18 protein-coding genes are annotated in these 19,110 nt (G+C 60.5%); 7 read left to right on the forward strand and 11 right to left on the reverse strand.

Features of this window, described 5'->3' with window-relative positions; all coding sequences use genetic code 11:
- Position 1: 1 nt before the first annotated feature.
- Entirely contained in the window at positions 2-1,237 is a 1,236-nt protein-coding gene (locus AC1Z1G_RS11855; RefSeq protein ID WP_483627141.1) for a thiamine pyrophosphate-dependent enzyme, read from the reverse strand.
- 186 nt (positions 1,238-1,423) lie between these two features.
- Here AC1Z1G_RS11855 and bkdR point away from each other — a divergent pair, with 186 nt between their 5' ends.
- Positions 1,424-1,912 (forward strand): Bkd operon transcriptional regulator BkdR, encoded by a 489-nt coding sequence (bkdR, locus tag AC1Z1G_RS11860; protein ID WP_483627143.1) that lies wholly within the window; start codon positions 1,424-1,426, stop codon positions 1,910-1,912.
- Here bkdR and AC1Z1G_RS11865 read toward each other — a convergent pair whose 3' ends face one another.
- The gene (locus AC1Z1G_RS11865) at positions 1,913-2,776 is read right to left on the reverse strand and encodes an MBL fold metallo-hydrolase (RefSeq protein WP_483627145.1); all 864 of its coding nucleotides are present in this window, start codon (positions 2,774-2,776) and stop codon (positions 1,913-1,915) included. It abuts the gene before it with no gap.
- Positions 2,777-2,880: 104 nt separating this feature from the next.
- Between AC1Z1G_RS11865 and AC1Z1G_RS11870 the strand changes: the two genes are divergently transcribed.
- From AC1Z1G_RS11870 to AC1Z1G_RS11880, 3 genes are read left to right on the forward strand one after another with little or no spacing between them, the layout of a single operon-like run.
- Positions 2,881-3,216 carry an ArsR/SmtB family transcription factor gene (locus AC1Z1G_RS11870; protein ID WP_483627147.1) on the forward strand — a complete coding sequence of 112 codons (336 nt, stop codon included), beginning with the start codon at positions 2,881-2,883 and terminating at the stop codon, positions 3,214-3,216.
- A 48-nt stretch (positions 3,217-3,264) separates the two neighbouring features.
- Positions 3,265-4,509 (forward strand): NAD(P)/FAD-dependent oxidoreductase, encoded by a 1,245-nt coding sequence (locus AC1Z1G_RS11875; RefSeq protein ID WP_483627149.1) that lies wholly within the window; start codon positions 3,265-3,267, stop codon positions 4,507-4,509.
- Positions 4,510-4,518: 9 nt separating this feature from the next.
- On the forward strand, positions 4,519-5,319 hold the full coding sequence (locus AC1Z1G_RS11880) for a sulfite exporter TauE/SafE family protein (RefSeq protein ID WP_483627151.1): 801 nt from the start codon (positions 4,519-4,521) through the stop codon (positions 5,317-5,319).
- A gap of 41 nt (positions 5,320-5,360) precedes the next feature.
- Here AC1Z1G_RS11880 and copD read toward each other — a convergent pair whose 3' ends face one another.
- The 3 genes from copD to AC1Z1G_RS11895 all read right to left on the reverse strand — a co-directional run bounded on the left by copD (position 5,361) and on the right by AC1Z1G_RS11895 (position 7,125).
- Positions 5,361-6,239, reverse strand: a complete 879-nt coding sequence (gene copD, locus AC1Z1G_RS11885) for a copper homeostasis membrane protein CopD (RefSeq protein ID WP_483627153.1) — start codon at positions 6,237-6,239, stop codon at positions 5,361-5,363.
- 3 nt (positions 6,240-6,242) lie between these two features.
- The gene (gene copC / locus AC1Z1G_RS11890; protein WP_483627155.1) at positions 6,243-6,608 is read right to left on the reverse strand and encodes a copper homeostasis periplasmic binding protein CopC; all 366 of its coding nucleotides are present in this window, start codon (positions 6,606-6,608) and stop codon (positions 6,243-6,245) included.
- 76 nt (positions 6,609-6,684) lie between these two features.
- Entirely contained in the window at positions 6,685-7,125 is a 441-nt protein-coding gene (locus AC1Z1G_RS11895) for a GNAT family N-acetyltransferase (protein WP_483627157.1), read from the reverse strand.
- A gap of 226 nt (positions 7,126-7,351) precedes the next feature.
- On the opposite strand from AC1Z1G_RS11895, the gene AC1Z1G_RS11900 reads away from it, so the two are divergent.
- Positions 7,352-7,972, forward strand: coding sequence for a TetR/AcrR family transcriptional regulator (locus AC1Z1G_RS11900; protein ID WP_483627158.1), 621 nt, complete (start codon positions 7,352-7,354; stop codon positions 7,970-7,972).
- A 125-nt stretch (positions 7,973-8,097) separates the two neighbouring features.
- Here AC1Z1G_RS11900 and preA read toward each other — a convergent pair whose 3' ends face one another.
- From preA to hydA, 3 genes are all read right to left on the reverse strand, one after another.
- Entirely contained in the window at positions 8,098-9,372 is a 1,275-nt protein-coding gene (gene preA / locus AC1Z1G_RS11905) for an NAD-dependent dihydropyrimidine dehydrogenase subunit PreA (RefSeq protein ID WP_483627160.1), read from the reverse strand.
- Positions 9,373-10,740 (reverse strand): NAD(P)-dependent oxidoreductase, encoded by a 1,368-nt coding sequence (locus AC1Z1G_RS11910; protein ID WP_483627162.1) that lies wholly within the window; start codon positions 10,738-10,740, stop codon positions 9,373-9,375.
- 155 nt (positions 10,741-10,895) lie between these two features.
- Positions 10,896-12,335 (reverse strand): dihydropyrimidinase, encoded by a 1,440-nt coding sequence (gene hydA / locus AC1Z1G_RS11915; RefSeq protein WP_483627164.1) that lies wholly within the window; start codon positions 12,333-12,335, stop codon positions 10,896-10,898.
- Positions 12,336-12,954: 619 nt separating this feature from the next.
- Between hydA and AC1Z1G_RS11920 the strand changes: the two genes are divergently transcribed.
- Positions 12,955-14,439 (forward strand): NCS1 family nucleobase:cation symporter-1, encoded by a 1,485-nt coding sequence (locus tag AC1Z1G_RS11920; RefSeq protein ID WP_483627166.1) that lies wholly within the window; start codon positions 12,955-12,957, stop codon positions 14,437-14,439.
- Between the two features lie 150 nt (positions 14,440-14,589).
- On the forward strand, positions 14,590-15,873 hold the full coding sequence (locus tag AC1Z1G_RS11925; RefSeq protein ID WP_483627168.1) for a Zn-dependent hydrolase: 1,284 nt from the start codon (positions 14,590-14,592) through the stop codon (positions 15,871-15,873).
- Positions 15,874-15,959: 86 nt separating this feature from the next.
- Here AC1Z1G_RS11925 and AC1Z1G_RS11930 read toward each other — a convergent pair whose 3' ends face one another.
- From AC1Z1G_RS11930 to AC1Z1G_RS11940, 3 genes are all read right to left on the reverse strand, one after another.
- Positions 15,960-16,808 (reverse strand): lipase family protein, encoded by an 849-nt coding sequence (locus tag AC1Z1G_RS11930; RefSeq protein ID WP_483627170.1) that lies wholly within the window; start codon positions 16,806-16,808, stop codon positions 15,960-15,962.
- 223 nt (positions 16,809-17,031) lie between these two features.
- Positions 17,032-18,426: a sensor histidine kinase gene (locus AC1Z1G_RS11935; protein ID WP_483627172.1), complete on the reverse strand. Its 1,395-nt coding sequence runs from the start codon at positions 18,424-18,426 to the stop codon at positions 17,032-17,034.
- Positions 18,404-19,087: a response regulator transcription factor gene (locus AC1Z1G_RS11940; RefSeq protein WP_483627174.1), complete on the reverse strand. Its 684-nt coding sequence runs from the start codon at positions 19,085-19,087 to the stop codon at positions 18,404-18,406. Before AC1Z1G_RS11940 ends, AC1Z1G_RS11935 begins: the two co-directional genes overlap by 23 nt.
- Positions 19,088-19,110: the final 23 nt, after the last annotated feature.

Here is a 19,110-nt window from a genome sequence, read left to right on the forward strand (position 1 = left end):
GTCAGATTCCCAGTTCCTGACGCTGGCGCTTCAAGTGCTCCGGCATCTCTTTGTAGACGTCTTCGAACATCGTCGCGGCGCTAGGGATCTGGCCGCCGGCGAGGGTGCCGTACTGCTCGGCTTCTTTTTGCGCGGCAATCACTTGGGCTTCGAGTTCGGCGCTGACAGCGGTGTGTTCCTCCTCGGACCACTGGCCGATGCGGATCAGGTGCTGCTTGAGGCGCGTAATCGGGTCCCCCAGCGGGAAGTGGCTCCAGTCGTCGGCAGGGCGGTACTTGGACGGATCGTCAGAGGTGGAATGCGGGCCGGCGCGGTAGGTGACCCATTCGATCATGGTCGGGCCGAGGTTGCGGCGGGCGCGTTCGGCAGCCCAGGCAGAGGCGGCATAGACCGCGACAAAATCGTTGCCATCGACCCGTAGGGAGGCGATGCCGCAACCGACGCCACGACCGGCGAAGGTCGTGGCTTCACCCCCGGCAATGGCCTGGAAGGTCGAAATGGCCCATTGATTGTTGACCACATTGAGGATCACCGGCGCACGGTACACGTGGGCGAAGGTGAGGGCGGTGTGGAAGTCCGATTCAGCGGTAGCGCCGTCGCCGATCCATGCCGACGCGATCTTGGTATCGCCCTTGATCGCCGAGGCCATGCCCCAGCCCACGCCTTGCACAAACTGGGTGGCCAGGTTGCCGGAAATGGTGAAGAAACCGTGATCGCGTACCGAATACATGATCGGCAACTGGCGACCCTTGAGCGGGTCGCGCTCGTTGGACAGCAGTTGGCAGATCAGGTCCACCAGTGGCACTTCGCGGGCCATCAGGATGCTTTGCTGGCGGTAGGTCGGGAAGCACATGTCGTCGATGTTCAAGGCCAGGGCCTGGGCGCTGCCGATGGCTTCTTCGCCGAGGCTCTGCATGTAGAACGACATTTTTTTCTGACGCTGGGCGACCACCATGCGATTGTCGAAAATCCGCGTCTTGAGCATGGCGCGCATGCCTTTGCGCAGGATCTCTACCGGCACGCCTTCAGCCCATGGGCCGAGGGCATTGCCCTGATCGTCGAGCACGCGAATCAGGCCCTTGGCCAAGTCAGCGGTGTCGGCTGGTTCTACGTCGATTGGGGGTTTGCGGACTGTGCCCGCATCGGTCAGGTGCAGGTAGGAGAAGTCTGTTTTGCAACCAGGACGACCCGATGGTTCGGGCACGTGCAGGCGCAGCGGTTCATACGCTTGATTCATGGCTTTCTACGCTCGATCTTGTGAATTTCTTGTAGTGAGCTGACCGTCATTCTTCGGTAAAAGAAATCTTGTCCTACAACAATCATAGGCCCGGCCGAGAAGAATATTTCTCTCTGTTTCGTTGCGCTTTAGGCTGATTGCGGATAAAAAATCTGCATAAACATAAAAAACAGGTGGTTTGTTCTCATGCGTAAGCTGGATCGTACAGACATCGGGATTCTCAACAGCCTTCAGGAGAACGCCCGCATCACCAACGCCGACCTCGCCCGCTCGGTCAATCTGTCGCCGACACCGTGCTTTAACCGGGTCAAGGCGATGGAGGAATTGGGATTGATTCGCGAGCAGGTGACCTTGCTCGATGCCGACCTGCTGGGGTTGCACGTCAACGTGTTTATTCACGTCAGCCTGGAGAAGCAGGTAGAGGAGGCGCTGGCGCAATTCGAGGCGGCGATCGCCAACCGGCCGGAGGTCATGGAGTGCTACCTGATGGCCGGCGACCCGGACTATTTGATCCGCGTGCTGGTGCCGACCATTCAGTCTCTTGAGCGCTTCATGATGGACTTTCTGACCAAGGTCCCGGGCGTCGCCAATATCCGCTCAAGCTTTGCGCTCAAGCAGGTGCGCTACAAAACTGCGTTGCCGTTGCCGGCCAATGGCTTGACCCTGGGAGCCTGATTACAGGGTATTGACCGGAATCTTCAGGTAGACCACGCCGTTGTCCTCGGCGGGCGGCAGGTTACCGGCCCGCACATTCACCTGAATGGCCGGCAGCAACAGGGTTGGCATGCCCAATCCGGCATCGCGGTGGGTGCGCATCTCGACGAACGCGGCTTCGTCGATACCGTCGTGCACATGAATGTTGCTTTTGCGCTGCTCGCCGACGGTGGTCTGGCACTGTGAACTGCGGCCGGCAGGTGGGTAGTCGTGGCAGATGTAGAGGCGCGTGTCGGCGGGGAAGGCCAACAGTGTGTGCATCGAGGCGAACAACTGCTGAGCATTGCCGCCGGGGAAGTCGCAACGGGCGCTGCCGACATCCGGCATGAACAGCGTGTCGCCCACCAGAATCAGCTCATCTTCGATCAGGTAGGCCATGTCTGCCGGGGTATGACCAGGCACATGCAACGCCTTGGCCTTGAGCGTGCCGATGGAAAACACTTCATCGGGTGCGAACAAATGGTCGAATTGCGAACCGTCGATGGCGAACTCCGGTTCAAGGTTGAACAGGCGCTTGAAGACGTTTTGCACTTGGCTGATGGCCTGGCCGATGGCGATCTTGCCACCCAGCTCGCGACGCAAATAAGGCGCGGCGGACAGGTGGTCGGCGTGAGCGTGGGTTTCCAGCAGCCATTGGGTGTGCAGTTGATGTTCCCGTACGAAGGCAATCACCCGATCAGCCTGGGTGGTGGCCGTGCGGCCGGACGCCGGGTCGTAGTCGAGCACCGAGTCGACAATTGCGCAGTGCCCGCCGTCGTGTTCGTAGATCACGTAGGTGTAGGTCTTTGATGCGTCATCAAGGAAGGCTTGGATCAACGCTGACATAGAGACGGGCCCTGGCTGGATGACGTAAAGGCAGTAACGGGTTGCAACAGTTTATGTTTAAACATAATGTCCGCAGCTTAAGTGACGTTCAAGGTCCCCTGCAAATGCAATCCAGTTTGAGCGAGTGTGAAGTGGCGCAATTGCGTGCCTCGGCCTCCAGGGCCTGTGCGCTGCTCAAGGCGTTGGCCAATGAAGATCGCCTGTTGATTCTCTGCCAGTTGACCCAGGGCGAGCGCAATGTCGGCGAGCTGGAAACCATGACCGGCGTGCGTCAGCCGACCTTGTCGCAGCAGTTGGGTATTTTGCGCGACGAAGGGCTGGTTAGCACCCGCCGTGAAGGCAAGTACATTTTCTACGGGCTGGCCAGTCACGAAGTGATTCAGGTGATGAAAACACTCTCCGGCCTGTATTGCGGCGCGGTGATGAAAAGCTGGGCGTGACGCCTCACCGGCAACGCCCCTTGCGTGCAGACACAGAGGCAACAACCTATGAACGATCAACACTGGGGCCAGACCATCAGTGCCGACATCGTGGTGATAGGCGGCGGAACGGCCGGTATCGGCTTCGTCGCCAGCCTGCTCAAGCGTGATCCGGGCCTGAACATCACCGTCATCGAGCCCAGCGCCCAGCATTATTACCAGCCCGCCTGGACCCTGGTCGGTGCTGGCGCCTATGACCTGCAAAACACCGTGCGGCCGATGTCATCGGTCATGCCGCGTCAGGCGCACTGGCTGCAAGCCGCCGTCAGCCACATCGACCCGCAAAGCCGTCTATTGACCCTTGATGACGGGCGCAGCGTCACCTATCAAAACCTGATCGTGTGCCCCGGCCTGCGCCTGGCCTGGGAGAAAATCGAAGGCCTGCAAGAAACGCTCGGCCAGCACGGCGTGACATCGAACTACAGTTACCAGCACGTGGCCTATACCTGGCAATTGGTCAAAAGCCTGCGTGGCGGCAAGGCGATCTTTACCCAGCCGGCCATTCCGATCAAATGCGCCGGGGCACCGCAAAAAGCTTTGTACCTGTCGTGTGATCACTGGCTCAGGCAAGGTGTGCTGAAGAACGTCGACGTCGAGTTCAACCTGGCCGGCGCCGCGCTGTTTGGTGTGGCCACCTTCATTGCACCCCTGATGAAGTACATCGAAAAATACCGTACGCGGCTGGCGTTCAACTCGAACCTGGTGAAGGTCGACGGCCCGACGCAAACCGCCTGGTTCGAGGTCAAGGACTCTGCCGGTGCGGTGACTGTGCACGCGAAAAAGTTCGACATGCTGCACGTCGTCCCCCCGCAGGTGTCCCCGGACTTCATCGGCCAAAGCCCGCTGGCCGATGCTGCGGGTTGGTGCGAAGTGGACGTCCACCGTTTGCAGCATGTGCGGTATCCGGAGGTGTTCGCCCTCGGTGACGTCTGCTCCACCAGCAACGCCAAGACGGCGGCAGCGGTGCGCAAGCAAATTGTCGTGGTGGCGGAGAATCTGCTGGCCCTGCGCAAGCACCAACCGCTGCCACTCAAGTACGACGGTTACGGCTCCTGCCCGCTGACCGTGGAGAGGGGCAAGGTGATCCTCGCTGAATTCGGCTATGCCGGTAAGTTGTTGCCGACGTTTCCCCTCGACCCGACCGTGGCGCGACGCTCTGCGTGGTTCCTCAAGGCGACGGTGCTGCCGTGGTTTTACTGGCGCGGCATGCTTAAAGGCCGTGAATGGCTGACCCGCGTGTCCAAGGTCGATTGAGAGAACACTATGCTGCTGGCGACATTATTGGGTGCGGTAATGGGGTTGGTCCTGGGGTTGACCGGGGCCGGTGGCGGCATTCTGGCGGTGCCGGCCCTGGTGCTCGGCTTGGGTTGGACCATGACCCACGCGGCGCCAGTGGCGTTGTTTGCAGTGGGCAGTGCGGCGGCGGTCGGTGCCATCGATGGCTTGCGTCATGGGTTGGTGCGCTATCGCGCGGCGCTGCTGATTGCGTTGCTCGGCGCGCTGTTTTCGCCGCTGGGGATCTACTTTGCCCATCAGTTACCGGAAAAAGTCCTGATGATTTTGTTCAGCTTGCTGATGGTCATGGTGGCCTGGCGGATGCTGCGCCGAGAAAAGCAGGAGCCGGGCCCCAGTGACCATGGGCACGCCAATTGGGGGCAGAAAAACTGCATGCTCGATCAACAGACCGGACGCTTTTCCTGGACTGCCAAATGCACCGCGACCCTGGCGACGCTCGGGGCGGTGACCGGGGTAGTGTCGGGGCTGCTCGGGGTCGGGGGTGGTTTCCTTATCGTGCCCGCATTCAAGCAACTGACCGACGTGCAGATGCGCGGTATCGTCGCCACATCCTTGATGGTCATCAGCCTGATTTCGGCCATCGGTGTGATCGGCGCGTTCCATGCCGGCGTGACCATTGATGCGCAGGGCGCAGTGTTTATCGTGGCGAGCATCGCCGGCATGCTGATGGGTCGCCGGCTAAGCGCCCGGGTTCCGGCCCGGGCGCTGCAAGTGGGATTTGCCAGTGTTTGCCTGGCCGTGGCCAGTTACATGTTGCTCAAGGCTTGATGATGGAACACCGTCTGTTAGCCTCCGCCGACAGCGGACGGCTATAGCGGCGCGACCATCGGCGGCAGCGTGCCCAGCAGGGAAACCGCTGCAACGGCACCGATCCCCAGCAGCCATTCAAGCGTGACGCTGGCGCGCAGGGTAGCCAGGCGTTGTTCGCAGCCATTGATGCGCACCCGGTTGAACAGCGCCAGCCCCAGCATGGCGCTGACCAGCAGGACCTTGATCAACAGAATCAGCGCAAACCCCGAGAACAAAGGTGTCGGCCAGAGTTCACCGGTCAACACCCGGACGTTGATCAGGCCGGTCACCAGCAAACCGGCCACCAGGCCGTAGCCGATGCCACTGAAGCGTTGCAGGATCGGGCCGACGGCATGCGTCGCCGGTTGCCGCAGGATCATCACCAGCAGCATCAAGCCGCCCAGCCAGGCACCGACGCAGGCCAAATGAATCACTTGGTTGAGGATCAGCAACTGACCGCTGAGGCCATCGAGCATGGCGCCATGGCCGACTGGGGCCAGGGTGATCAGCAACAGACTGCTCATACCCAGGCGCAGGGCAAACGAGTGTTTCAGCGGGCTTAGCAAACACGCTAATAACAAGGCATTGAACAGCAGGTGCCAGCTCCAGACCTGACCGAAGAACGTACTGCCCAACACCAATTGCAGGGTCGGCCCATCAAGCGCTGCCGACAATGAGCCGGCCATGCTCGCGGTGATCAACAGCAACCAGCACACCCCGGTGAACAATGCGAACCCGGTGAGCCATCGGCTCAGCCCCGCGAGGCGCCGGTCGAGTGCCGCGAGCGCTGGGTTGAGCGGCGCATGGCGCAACAGCAGGGGCCTGAACACACAGCTCCCGAACAGCATCAGCACGACGGTGAAATGCAGGAAACGGCACAGGACCAACGCGCTCGACATCGATTACTGACTCACGTTGAAGCGGTAGTCGCCATTGCTTTTATGGGTGTCGATCGACACCGCATGCCATTCAACCGTGTAGTCACCGGCTGTCAGCGGAGCGGCGGGAGTAACGATCAGGGTCTTTTTATCAGCGCTTTGGGTGGCGATGCTTTTCACGGCAACGGCTGCGCCGTCCCTGGTGATCGTGACTTTGGTGAAACTGGCTTCAACGCCTTCGGAAAACACCAGGCGCAGCTCGGTCGGGGCGGTTACGCTGCTGTCGGCGGCCGGTGTGGTGCTTTTCAGGTGAGCATGGGCGAACACCGAGGAGGCGGCGAACAGCGAGCCGAGCAGGGCAACGGTGGTCAGGGCTTTTTTCAGTTGCATCGTTAAGTACCTTGAGTGAATACGATGGGGCGTTAATAGAACATGAACCGCAGGTCAGGGAAACCGCACATTGGTTTCAGGGCTGTTTGAGCACCATGTGCACCCATGGGAAAGGGGGGGGCCGGCCATCGGTCTCTGAACGGCGGACGTCTACAAAGCCGTAATGCCGGTAGAAACCATGGGCCTGGGGATTCTGCTCGTTGACGTCGACGCTGAGCGTCGGGTGTCGGGATTTGACATGCTCCAGCAATCGCCGGCCGATGCCTTGCCCGCGCTGGTCGGGTTCAATGAACAGCATCTCGACATGATCGCCGTTGGTGGCAATGAAACCTGCGGGCGAACGGTCAGGATTTTCGTACAGCCACACTTCAAGGCTGGGCAGGTAGGCATCCCGCACGTGGGGCAGTAGCAGTTGGATATCGTCTTCGCTGATGAAGTCATGAGTCGCTCGTACCGAACGCTCCCACAGGACACTGAGGGCATGGTCGTCGCTGGCGGCGCGCAATCGGATGTTCATGACAATGACTCAACGAGACGTTTGAAAAGGTGTTGGAGCACCGGCATGTCCGTGTCGCGAATCAGCGCTTGGACGGAGCACCTCAGGCGCGGCTGGAAAGAGGGGCGGCGATGCTAACCAATCCGTTTTGTCCGGGGAAGCCTTGTGTGCGAAGTTTCGTTTTCGGTTGTCGCCCCGATCCAGAGCCGATGCTAGTCTTGGGCAATGCCGGTGCCAGGGAGCCCTCATGGGCAATCACAAGATCGAGATTCGTCGCAGTAACGTCGAGAAAATCCTGCTGGCCGCCGAGAAGGTCTTTGCCGAGAAAGGTTTTGGCAGCACCGCAATGGCTGACATTGCTAAAGAAGTGCAGTTGCCGCGCTCCAATCTGCATTACTACTTCAGCACCAAAAACGAACTGTACAGCGCGGTGCTGTTCGACTTGCTGGAAGTCTGGAAGCAGGATGCGCTGTGCTTCGAGATGTTCGATGACCCACGGGTAGTGCTCAGCAGTTACATCCGCGCCAAGATGAACCACTCCCGCAGCCGGCCGTATGGCTCCAAAGTCTGGGCCAACGAAATCATCCACGGCGCGCCGACCCTGGGTGAGGCGCTGGACGCCAGCCTGTACGACTGGGCCAAGATGAAAGAAGCGAAAATTCGTCAATGGGTGGAAGACAAACGCATCCTGGCCGTGGAACCTTCAAGCCTGCTGTACATGATCTGGGCCTCGACCCAGCATTACGCCGACTTCGACCATCAGATCAACATCCTCAACGACCACCAGGCACTCTCGGACATGCAGTTCGAACGGGCGGTGCAAACCGTGACCAGCGTGATTTTGCGCGGGATCGGGTTGGAACCGTGAGATTTGCTGCGCGGCTGATGGCCTCTTCGCGAGCAAGCCCGCTCCCACATTGGATCTCCAGCGTTCACCAGATCCCTGTGGGAGCGGGCTTGCTCGCGAAGGCGTCTGATCAGGCGACACTGATCTCAACTGGTGACATGGTAGGGATTGCGCGGATCATGGTTCCAATCCAGAAACGCTTTCCCGTTATCGACAGGCACCATTTCGATGCAGTCCTGCACCGGGCAGGTGATCTGGCACAGGTTGCAGCCCACACATTCGTCGTCGATCACTTCATAGGTGTGGGTGCCGTCCGGCTGTTTCAGGCTGGCGATGGCCTGGTGTGAGGTGTCTTCGCAGGCAATATGGCAGCGGCCGCAGCCGATACAGGCTTGCGGGTCGATCCTGGCGATGACCTGGTAGTTGATGTCCAGGTATTTCCAGTCCGTAGTGTTGCCCACGGCACGCCCGGTAAAATCCTGCACGCTTGAGTAGCCTTGGCTGTCCATCCAGCGTGAGAGCCCGTCCTTCATGTCCTCGACGATCCGAAAACCATGGAGCATCGCCGCCGTGCACACTTGCACCGCGCCGCTGCCCAGCGCCATGAACTCGGCGGCGTCCCGCCAACTGCCGATACCGCCGATGCCACAGATCGGCAGGCCCTGGGTTTGCGGGTCGCGGGCGATTTCGGCAACCATGTTCAGCGCAATCGGCTTCACCGCTGAGCCGCAGTAACCGCCGTGGGTGCTCTGGTTGCCCACTGTCGGCAAGGCGACCATGCGGTTGAGGTCGACGCTGGTGATCGAGTTGATGGTGTTGATCAGCGACACCGCGTCGGCGCCGCCTCGGTGGGCCGCCCGTGCGGCGACGCGGATGTCGGTGATGTTCGGTGTGAGTTTGACGATCACCGGCAGCGAGCAGTAGGTCTTGCACCAGCGGGTGACCTGCTCGACGTACTCCGGGACTTGGCCGACCGCTGCGCCCATGCCGCGCTCCGGCATGCCGTGAGGGCAACCGAAATTCAGTTCGATGCCATCGGCGCCCGTGGCTTCTACCAGTGGCAGGATGTTTTTCCAGGATGCCTCAACGCACGGCACCATCAGCGAAACGATCAGGGCGCGGTCTGGCCAATCCTTTTTCACCTGGGTGATTTCCCGCAGGTTGATCTCCAGCGAACGGTCGGTGATCAGCTCAATGTTGTTGATGCCCATGACTTCGCGGTTGGCGCCAAAGTGCGCGGAGTAGCGCGATGAGACGTTGACCGCCGCCGGGTCTTCGCCCAGGGTTTTCCAGACCACGCCGCCCCAGCCGGCCTCGAAGGCGCGAACCACGTTGTAGGCCTTGTCGGTGGGCGGTGCGGAGGCCAGCCAGAAGGGGTTGGGCGCTTTGATGCCGGCGAAGACAATCGAGAGATCGGCCATTTACGCGGCCTCCACGTTGAGCATGAGTTGAGCATGGATCGCTTCAGCCGCCTGCTTGCCGTGCTGCACGGCTTGCACGGTGAGGTCCTGATCGAGGCTGGTGCAGTCGCCACCCGCATAAACGCCGGGAATGCTGGTGCGTAAGTGATCGTCCACCAGAATGCGGTCGCCCTGGCGCTTTAGTTCACGGGCCAGCGGATCGCTGAGCGCACTGTCATCGAAGCACTGGCCGATGGCTTTGAAGATCGCATCGGCGGCCAGTTCGAAGGTTTCCCCGGTAGTGATCAGCCGTTCGCCGTCCATGCGAGTACGGGCGAAACGCATGCCGCGCACCTGGCCTTTGTCGTCGAGCAAGACTTCCTGCGGTTGCGCCCAGGTCATCAGCCTGACCTGATTGGCTTTGGCGATGTCCTGTTCATGACCGGTCGCACCCATGTCTTCAAGGCCACGGCGGTACACCAGGTTCACGTCGTGAGCGCCGAGACGGGCCATTTGCACGGCCATGTCGATCGCCGTGTTGCCTGCGCCCAGGACAAGGCAATGCTCGGCCAGCGGCAGTTGGCTCAGGTCATCGGCCTGGCGCAGTTCGCGGATGTAATCGGTGGCGGCCAGCAGCCCGGGGGCCTCTTCGTGGGCCAGACGCAACTGTTTGCTGGCGGCCAGACCGAGGCCGAGGAACACTGCGTCGAACTGCTGGTGCAGCTCGCTGAGGCTTAGGTTATCGCCGAGTTTTTGCCCGTGACGGATCTCGATCCCGCCGATTTCCAGCAAAAAATCCAGCTCACGCTGGGCAAAGTTGTCCACCAGTTTGTACTTGGCGATCCCGTACTCATTGAGGCCGCCGGCCTTCTCCCGCGCCTCGAAAATCACCACGTCGTGGCCATGCAGGGCGCTGCGGTGCGCGCAGGACAACCCGGCAGGCCCGGCACCGACCACGGCGATGCGTTTGCCCGTGGTGGCGGCGCGTTTGAACGGGTGCTCGGTGAAGTGCGCATTGTCGAGGGCATAGCGTTGCAGCAGGCCGATCAGCACTGGCGCGCACTCCTCGGCGTTGTTGCGCACGCAGGCCTGCTGACAGAGGATTTCGGTGGGGCAGACCCGTGCGCAACTGCCACCGAGAATGTTTGCCGAAAGGATTTTCTGTGCCGCGCCTTGAACGTTTTCTTGATGGATGTTGCGGATGAACGATGGGATGTCGATCTCGCTCGGGCACGCGTTGACGCACGGTGCGTCGTAGCAGTACAGGCAACGCGAGGCCTCCAGGTCCGCTTGCCGGGCGTTGAGTGGCGGCGCCAGATCGCTGAAATGGCCGGCGAGGGTGGCCGCATCCTCACGGGGGTGGGGAAGGTGGTTCAAGGTCTTGATCACGGTGTTGGCCTCACGGTTATTTGAGGTAGTGCCTCTAATGGGCATTGTTTTTTGTGTTGCCTGTGCCGGCCCCTTCGCGAGCAAGCCCGCTCCCACATTTGAAATGCATTTCCCTTTGGGAGCGGGCTTGCTCGCGAAGGCCGAAGGCCTCGATCTCAGCGTTTCACAGCCGTTGGCCTGTGCAACTCAGCCCGCTTGCTCAACAGGTCGAACACTGCCGGGTAAGGCGGGCGTTCGACGTAGCGCCCGGCACCGCGTTCGGCGCGCAGGTCGCCGTCGGCCCAGACCACTTTCCCTTGGCTGATGGTGTGGCTGGGCACGCCGCGCACGGTCTTGCCTTCAAAGATGTTGAAGTCGACATGCTGGTGGTGGGTCTTGGCGGAAATGGTGCGGGTGCCTTGCGGGTCCCACAGCACCAGATCGGCATCGGCGCCGACGCGGATCGCCCCTTTGCGCGGGTAGAGGTTGAAGATCTTTGCGGTGTTGGTGGAGGTCAGGGCGACGAAGTCCTGCATCGAAAAGCGGCCGGTATTGACCCCTTCGTCCCAGAGCACCGCCATGCGGTCTTCGATACCGGCCGTGCCGTTGGGGATCTTGCTGAAATCGTCGCGGCCGGCGGCTTTTTGATCGGCACAGAAGCAGCAATGGTCAGTGGCGGTGGTGTGCAGGTTGCCCGATTGCAGGCCATGCCACAGTGCTTCCTGATGGCCACGAGGCCGGAACGGCGGGCTCATGACGTAACCGGCAGCGGTTTGCCAGTCCGGGTGCCGGTAAACGCTGTCGTCCAGCAGCAAATGCCCGGCCAGCACTTCGCCGTAGACCGGTTGGCCCTTGCTGCGGGCGTAGGTGATTTCATCCAGGGCTTCTTTGGTCGAAACGTGCACCAGGTACAACGGTGTGCCGAGGGTTTCGGCGATACGGATAGCCCGGCTCGCAGCTTCGCCTTCAACCTGGGAGGGGCGTGACAGCGGATGCGCTTCGGGCCCGGTGATGCCTTGGGCCATCAGTTTGCGTTGCAGGTGATAGACCAGTTCACCGTTTTCCGCGTGTACGGTCGGTACGGCGCCCAGCTCCAGGCAGCGCTCGAAACTGGCAACCAGCGTGTCATCGGCCGCCATGATCGCGTTCTTGTAGGCCATGAAGTGCTTGAAGCTATTGACCCCATGCAGGCTGACCAATTCGGCCATTTCCTCGTGGACCTGCTCGCTCCACCAGGTGATGGCAACGTGAAAGCCATAGTCGGATGCTGATTTTTCGGCCCAGCCGCGCCACTGATGGAAGGCTTCCAGTAACGATTGCCGGGGGTTGGGAATCACGAAATCGATGATTGAGGTGGTGCCACCGGCAAGTCCCGCCGCCGTGCCGCTGAAAAAATCTTCGCTGGCGACGGTGCCCATGAAGGGCAGTTGCATGTGGGTGTGCGGGTCGATGCCGCCGGGCATCAGGTATTGGCCACTGCCGTCGAGCACGTTGCAGCCTGCGGGAGTATCGAGGTGATGACCAATGGCCTGGATGACGCCGTCGGCACACAAGACATCAGCGCGGTAACTTTCATCATGGGTAATAACGGTGGCGCCACGGATCAACAGAGACATTCCGAGTTCCTCGCAGGCTTGACCGACTTATGCCGGTTCTCAATGTTTTTATATGAAGCAGGCCGTGGAACTTGTATTCCTGTCAGCACTGTCAGGAATAAACGCTAGCTGGAGTTTATTGAATGGGCAAGAATATTTTTTATAAGCTTATGAATTTAATAAAGTGTTGAATTAAAACGATTAATTTAATAAATCACCAAAATGGTGAGGCCGCTCACCCTTTTGACGCACTTGACAGGATCGAAATATGGTCAAGATTTCCTATGTGAAATCAGCCATTTGAGGTGCGCCTGTGGTTGATTAAAAAATACCCGATAACGGTAATGCACCCAATAGGGTCCCGAGGGTTGAAACAACTTGCTGGCATTTGGCCTGGGTGTTCATGCAAGTAGTTGGGGGCTTGATAGATATGAAATAAAACTGATGAACATCAGTTGTTTACATGGATTTTGCCAACCATCAAAAGAGTCAGTGGAAGAGTCGGCACGTTTATTGAGTGCCGCCGCTGATACCTTGGCCGGTTGGCAAGAGTCGTAAGTTCTCCGGCCATCGTCAGGCTTGCGGTCAATCCGCTGGCCAGTTCGATGAGCACAATAATCAAAAGAACAGTGGAGCGGCCATGCAACAGATCAGATCGCAAGTGACCGAGCGTGAAGGCTTGTACGAGCTGGAAGCCGGCAGCGACGTCCTCGACAGTCCTCGTTACAACCACGACATCGCACCGACCAAGGTGCACGAACGCACCTGGAATAAATGGCACATCACTGCACTGTGGATCGGCATGTCGGTGTGCGTACCGACCTACACCCTCGGCGGGGTGCTTACCGCCTACTTCGGTCTGACGGTGGGCGAGGCGTTGCTGGCGATTCTGCTGGCCAATGTCATTGTGCTGATTCCACTGACCCTCAATGCCTTCGCGGGCACCAAGTACGGGATTCCGTTTCCGGTGTTGCTGCGTTCATCCTTCGGGGTGATCGGCTCCAATATACCGTGCCTGATCCGTGCGCTGGTGGCCTGCGGCTGGTTCGGTATCCAGACGATGTTTGGCGGGCTGGCGATTCACCTGTTTCTCGGCTCGGTTTTCGAGGGCTGGAAATCCCTCGGGGGCACTGGCGAAGTGATCGGCTTCATGATGTTCTGGACGCTGAACCTGTGGGTGGTGCTGCGCGGCGCCGAGTCGATCAAATGGCTGGAAACACTCTCGGCACCGCTGTTGGTAGCAGTGGGGCTGGGCCTGCTGGTCTGGGCCATGCCGAATGTGTCGCTGACCGAGTTGCTGGCCCAGCCACCGAAACGTCCTGAAGGCGCCAGCGTGACCGGTTACTTCATGGCCGGGCTGACGGCGATGGTCGGGTTCTGGGCCACCTTGTCACTGAATATCCCGGACTTCAGCCGCTACGCAAAAAGCCAGAAAGACCAGATCCTCGGGCAGATTTTCGGCTTGCCATTGACCATGTTCCTGTTCGCCTCGCTCGGGGTGGTGATGACTGCCGCGTCGGCGAAACTGGTGGGTGTGACCGTCTCTGATCCGGTCAGCCTGATCGGGCATATCCAGAGCCCGGTGTGGGTGGCGTTCGCCATGGCGCTGATCATCATCGCCACACTGTCGACCAACACCGCGGCCAACATTGTTTCGCCGACCAACGACTTTCAGAACCTTGCGCCTAAACTCATCAACCGCACCAAAGCCGTGATGCTGACCGGGCTGGTAGGGCTGGCGCTGATGGGGCATGAGTTGCTGAAAAAACTCGGCCTGATCGTCTCCAATGTCAGCCTGGAGACGGTCTATTCCAACTGGCTGCTCGGCTACTCAAGCCTGCTTGGGCCGATTGCCGGGATCATGGTGGTGGACTACTTCATCATCAAGAAACAGCAACTGGATTTGGCCGGGTTGTACCGCGACGACGTGTACCCGGCGTGGAACCTGAACGGCTTCCTCGCTTTCGGCGTGCCGGTGGTGTTGACCTTGCTGTCACTGGGCAGCGATATGTTCAGCTGGTTCTACAGCTACGGTTGGTTCACCGGGTCGGCCCTTGGCGGGCTGATTTATTACGGGTTGTGCGCCATGCGTACTAGCCCGTCTGTTGCGAAAACTGCGGTGTGATCGATGGCATCTTCGCGAGCAAGCCCGCTCCCACAAGAGTTTTGTGAGCACTGGAGATCCACTGTGGGAGCGAGCCTGCTCGCGATGAGGCCTCAAAAGCGCCAGGGAAATGCTTGAAGAACCCCATAAAAACAGCCTGAGGAGATCACCATGAACGCTGCCGTCGACGTTCTGCAGTCCGGCCATCAGCACATCAACCGCGACCGCCTCTGGCAGTCGCTCATGGAACTGGCCAAGCTCGGGGCCACGGTCAAGGGCGGGGTCTGTCGCCTGGCCCTGACGGACCTCGACCGCCAGGCACGGGACATTTTTGTCCGATGGTGCGAGGAAGCAGGCTGCACGGTGAGCATCGACGCGGTCGGTAATATCTTCGCCCGGCGCGCCGGACGCAATCCGCAACTGCCCCCCGTGATGACCGGCAGCCACATTGACACCCAACCCACGGGCGGCAAGTTCGACGGTTGCTTTGGCGTGCTGGCCGGTGTCGAGGTGCTGCGCACCCTCAATGACCTCGGCGTGGAAACCGAAGCCCCCCTGGAAGTGGTGGTCTGGACCAACGAGGAAGGTTCGCGTTTCGCCCCGTGCATGATGGGCTCAGGCGTGTTTGCGGAGAAATTCACCCTGCAAGAAACCCTGGCCAAAACCGATGCAGCAGGCGTGACCGTGGGGGAGGCGCTGAACGCCATCGGCTATGCCGGCCCACGCAACGTCAGCGGCCACGCGGTGGGTGCCTACTTTGAAGCGCACATCGAGCAAGGGCCGATTCTGGAAGACGAGCGCAAAACCATCGGTGTGGTGATGGGCGCGCTGGGTCAGAAGTGGTTTGACCTGAAGCTGCGCGGTGTCGAGGCCCACGCGGGGCCGACGCCGATGCATTTGCGCAAGGATGCACTGGTCGGCGCTGCCGCCGTCGTGCTCGCGGTGAACCGTGCAGCCCTCGCTCATCAACCTCACGCCTGCGGCACCGTCGGTTGCCTGCAGGCCTATCCGGGGTCGCGCAACGTGATTCCCGGCGAAGTGCGCATGACCCTGGACTTCCGGCATCTGGAACCGGCGCGGCTCGATTCGATGATCGCCGAGGTGCGGCAAGTGATCGACAGCACCTGCGACGAACACGGTTTGAGTTTCGAGCTGACGCCGACCGCCGACTTCCCGCCGCTGTATTTCGACAAGGGCTGCGTTGATGCCGTGCGTAGCGCAGTGCAAGGGCTGGGGTTGTCCCACATGGACATCGTCAGCGGGGCAGGGCATGACGCGATCTTCCTGGCCGAGTTGGGGCCTGCCGGGATGATCTTCGTGCCCTGCGAGGGTGGTATCAGCCACAACGAAATCGAAAACGCCACGCCGGATGACCTGGCCGCCGGTTGTGCAGTGTTGTTACGGGCGATGTTGGCGGCATCGGCGGCGATTGCCAGCGCTCAAATGACCGGCTGAATGACCGGTGAGTTAACCGGATCTACAGTGACATGGCGATCCATGTCGCCGTAGAACCGGTGCCCGGTACGGTTTGCGGGGCAGTGTCACCAGAACGCCCGGACATAGTTGAATGGCGCATGATCGGCAAGGCGTCGGGTGACGACATTCCCGGGTTGGTGCTTGTAGTGGGCATCATAGAACTGCACCGCCTGCTGTTGGTCCTGCGCCATGAATGGCTCATTGGGCGTGAGGTGAACAAAGCCGTTGAGGTCGATGTAGTGCAGTTGTCCGACGTGTTGATAGTCGAGAAAGTCAGGCGGCAGGGACGTCACCAGATCACAGCAGTCGACAAGGCGAATGCTGTGCAGCCCCGCCAGGCTCGCCACGAAGTCAGGGTCACCCACGCGCGGCGAGCCCAGCGTCACGAGCAGGTTCGCTGACGCGGGTTTGGCCAGGAGCGTGGCGATGGCGGCACCCAGGCTATGGCCGCAGATGATTAACCGACTGCGAGAAAGGGCCGGCCCTTGCAGCCATGTCGACACCTGTGCCCAGAGGTTGATTGCGGTCATCTTGAAGCCCCGGTGAACCTGACCGGTGCCCAGGCTCCAGTGCGCGTGGAAGAACTGGAGATTGGTGAGCAGGTCCAGGACGTGGTCCGGTTGGGTGCCCCGGAACACCAGTAATGCCGTGCCCATGGCGCTGTCCATGACACCAAAACCGGCACCGTCGGTGGTCGCATCGACGAAATGCGTCAGTTCATGATTGAACCCCGCCAGATCCAGTGCGTCGGACAGCTGTGTACGCGCTGTCGTCGACTCTTCGAAACGCAGGTATGCCAATCGGGAGGCTTCGGTGCACAGTTGCAGGTCATTGACCACCAGCGAGGTGAAGACGCTGGTTCGTTCTTCGGGCCGATACAGTGCTCTGCGGCCCGGATCATAGGGAAGTGTCATGGCGACAACCTTTATCGAGCTTCAATACTCATGTCTGCGGGCCGGACACTGCTGGAAGTCGGGCGGTCGAGCGCTCCAGTGCCCGCGTCAGAAACACCGGGCCGAGTGCTTCCATTGACTGTAGAACAGCGCCTGCCGAACGCAGGAGAAAAACACCGGATGTCACACACACCATGGCCTGGCCCCGACGCTCAAGCCCCCGCCCCGCAACACCTCGGCGGTTTCAGTTCTTGTCCAGCAAGCGTTGCCGACAATCCAGGCTGAGTCGGGCACCGCCGAGTTCACTGCTGCCCACTTCAAGGCTGAAGCCGTGCAGGTTGACGATGGCCGCGACGATGGACAGCCCCAGGCCGAATCCGGCGTGTTGCGCGCTGTCATCCACGCGATAAAAGCGCTGGAACACTGCTGCACGTTTGTCGGGCGGGATGCCAGGGCCGGAGTCGAGCACCTCGATGCGAGTGCTGCCGCCGTGCCGTGAGCCACACAGGACTACCTCGCCACCGGGCGGGGTGAACTTGATCGAGTTGCTCAATAGATTGGCCAGCGCTTCGAACAACAAGGCGCGGTCGCCGGTCACGCTGGGCAATGAATCGGGAATGTGCAGGCTCAGGCGCAACTGGCCTTCTTCGGCCAGTGGCAGGTAAAAATCATGCAGTTCATGCAGCAGTGCCAACGGGTCGAGTACCACAAAACCTGCGCGGCGACGCTGGTCTTCCAGTTCGGAAATGCGCAGCAGCCCGCGAAAGCGCGCCATCAAGGTGTCGGTTTCGGCTATCACCTGATCGAGTTGCAGCGCCTGGGGCGATTGTTCGCCGGCCTGTTGCTGGATCCGGTACAACTGCGCACGCAAACGGGTCAGCGGAGTACGCAGGTCATGGGCAATATTGTCGCAGACGCCTTTGACCTCATTCACCAGGCGCTCGATCCGTTCAAGCATGGCGTTGACGATAGCCGCGAGCATGTCCAGTTCGTCGCGCCGGTTCGACAGGGGTAAACGCAGGTTCAGGTTGCCGGCGACAATGGCTTCGGCGCTGGCCTGCAACTGTCGGATGCGCCGTAACGGTCGCCGCCGCAGCAGGTGCCAGCCAGCGATGCCGGGAATGATGGTCAGCGACACACCCCAGAGCAACGCATGGAGGATGATTCGCGTCACGGCGAACAACGAACCGTTGTCGCGGACCAACAGCAGCCAGCGGCCGTCCTGGGTATAGCTCGCCACGGCATCGCAGCTGTCGGACGGCAGGCCGGGGTCGTCAGGGTCAGAGCAGTCGCGCAGTTCATGGATCTTGCCGTCCAGTGGCAGGCCGGCGGGGATCGCGCGCACCGGCCCGCTCAATGGACGCAGGTGTTTGTCGAACAGCCCATAAGCGTCAATGCCGCGTTGGTCGAACGTCAGGCTGGTGGTCAGCGCATCGTCCAGTTGCTCGCCATGAAAACGTGAAAACAGATGTTGGCGTTGCATCAGCGAGTGCTTGGCCAGGCTGTCCAGGTAGCTGGAGACCTCGTAATACATCACGCCCATGAGAATGCCGCTCCAGGCCACGAAAAGGGCACTGTAGAGCGCGAGCAAGCGGCTGCTGGAAGAGCGCCAGCCGTTAGACGGGTTCAGCAATGACATACCCCGAGCCTCGCACGGTTCGAATCAGCGGGATCAGGCCGGGCGGGTCGATCTTTTTACGCAGGCGACCGATGTGCACATCGATCAGGTTGGTGCCGGGGTCGAAGCGATAACCCCAGACCTCTTCAAAAATCATCATGCGCGACAGGATCTGCCCGGTGTTACGCATCAGAAATTCGAGCAACTTGTATTCGGTGGGCAGCAAGCTCAACAACTGTCCGGCACGGGTCGCTTCATGGCTGATCAGGTCCAGTTGCAGGTCCGCGACCCATAGCGCGGTGTTGAGCTGGCCCCCGGTGTTCTGTCGACGCAGCAGCACTTCGACCCGGGCGGCCATTTCGTCGGTGGCAAACGGTTTGGTCAGGTAGTCATCGCCACCGGCCCGCAGGCCACGAACCCGCTCATCAACATCGGAGAGGGCGCTGATCATCAGGATCGGCGTATTCACGCCCAGGGTCCGCAAGGTGGTGACAATCGCCAGGCCATCGAGCTCCGGCAGCATGCGGTCCAGGGTGATCAGGTCGTAATCGCCGCTGGCCGCCCGGGCCAGGCCTTCACGGCCATTGGCGACCCAATCCACGTCGAGGCCGTTGCGGGTCAGCTCGGTGACGATTTCCCTGGCTGTCACTGCGTCGTCTTCAATGGTCAGAATGCGGGGCATCGGGCTTTCCTGATGAGAGGTTC

It is taken from the genome of Pseudomonas sp. JL27(2026) (assembly GCF_056933555.1).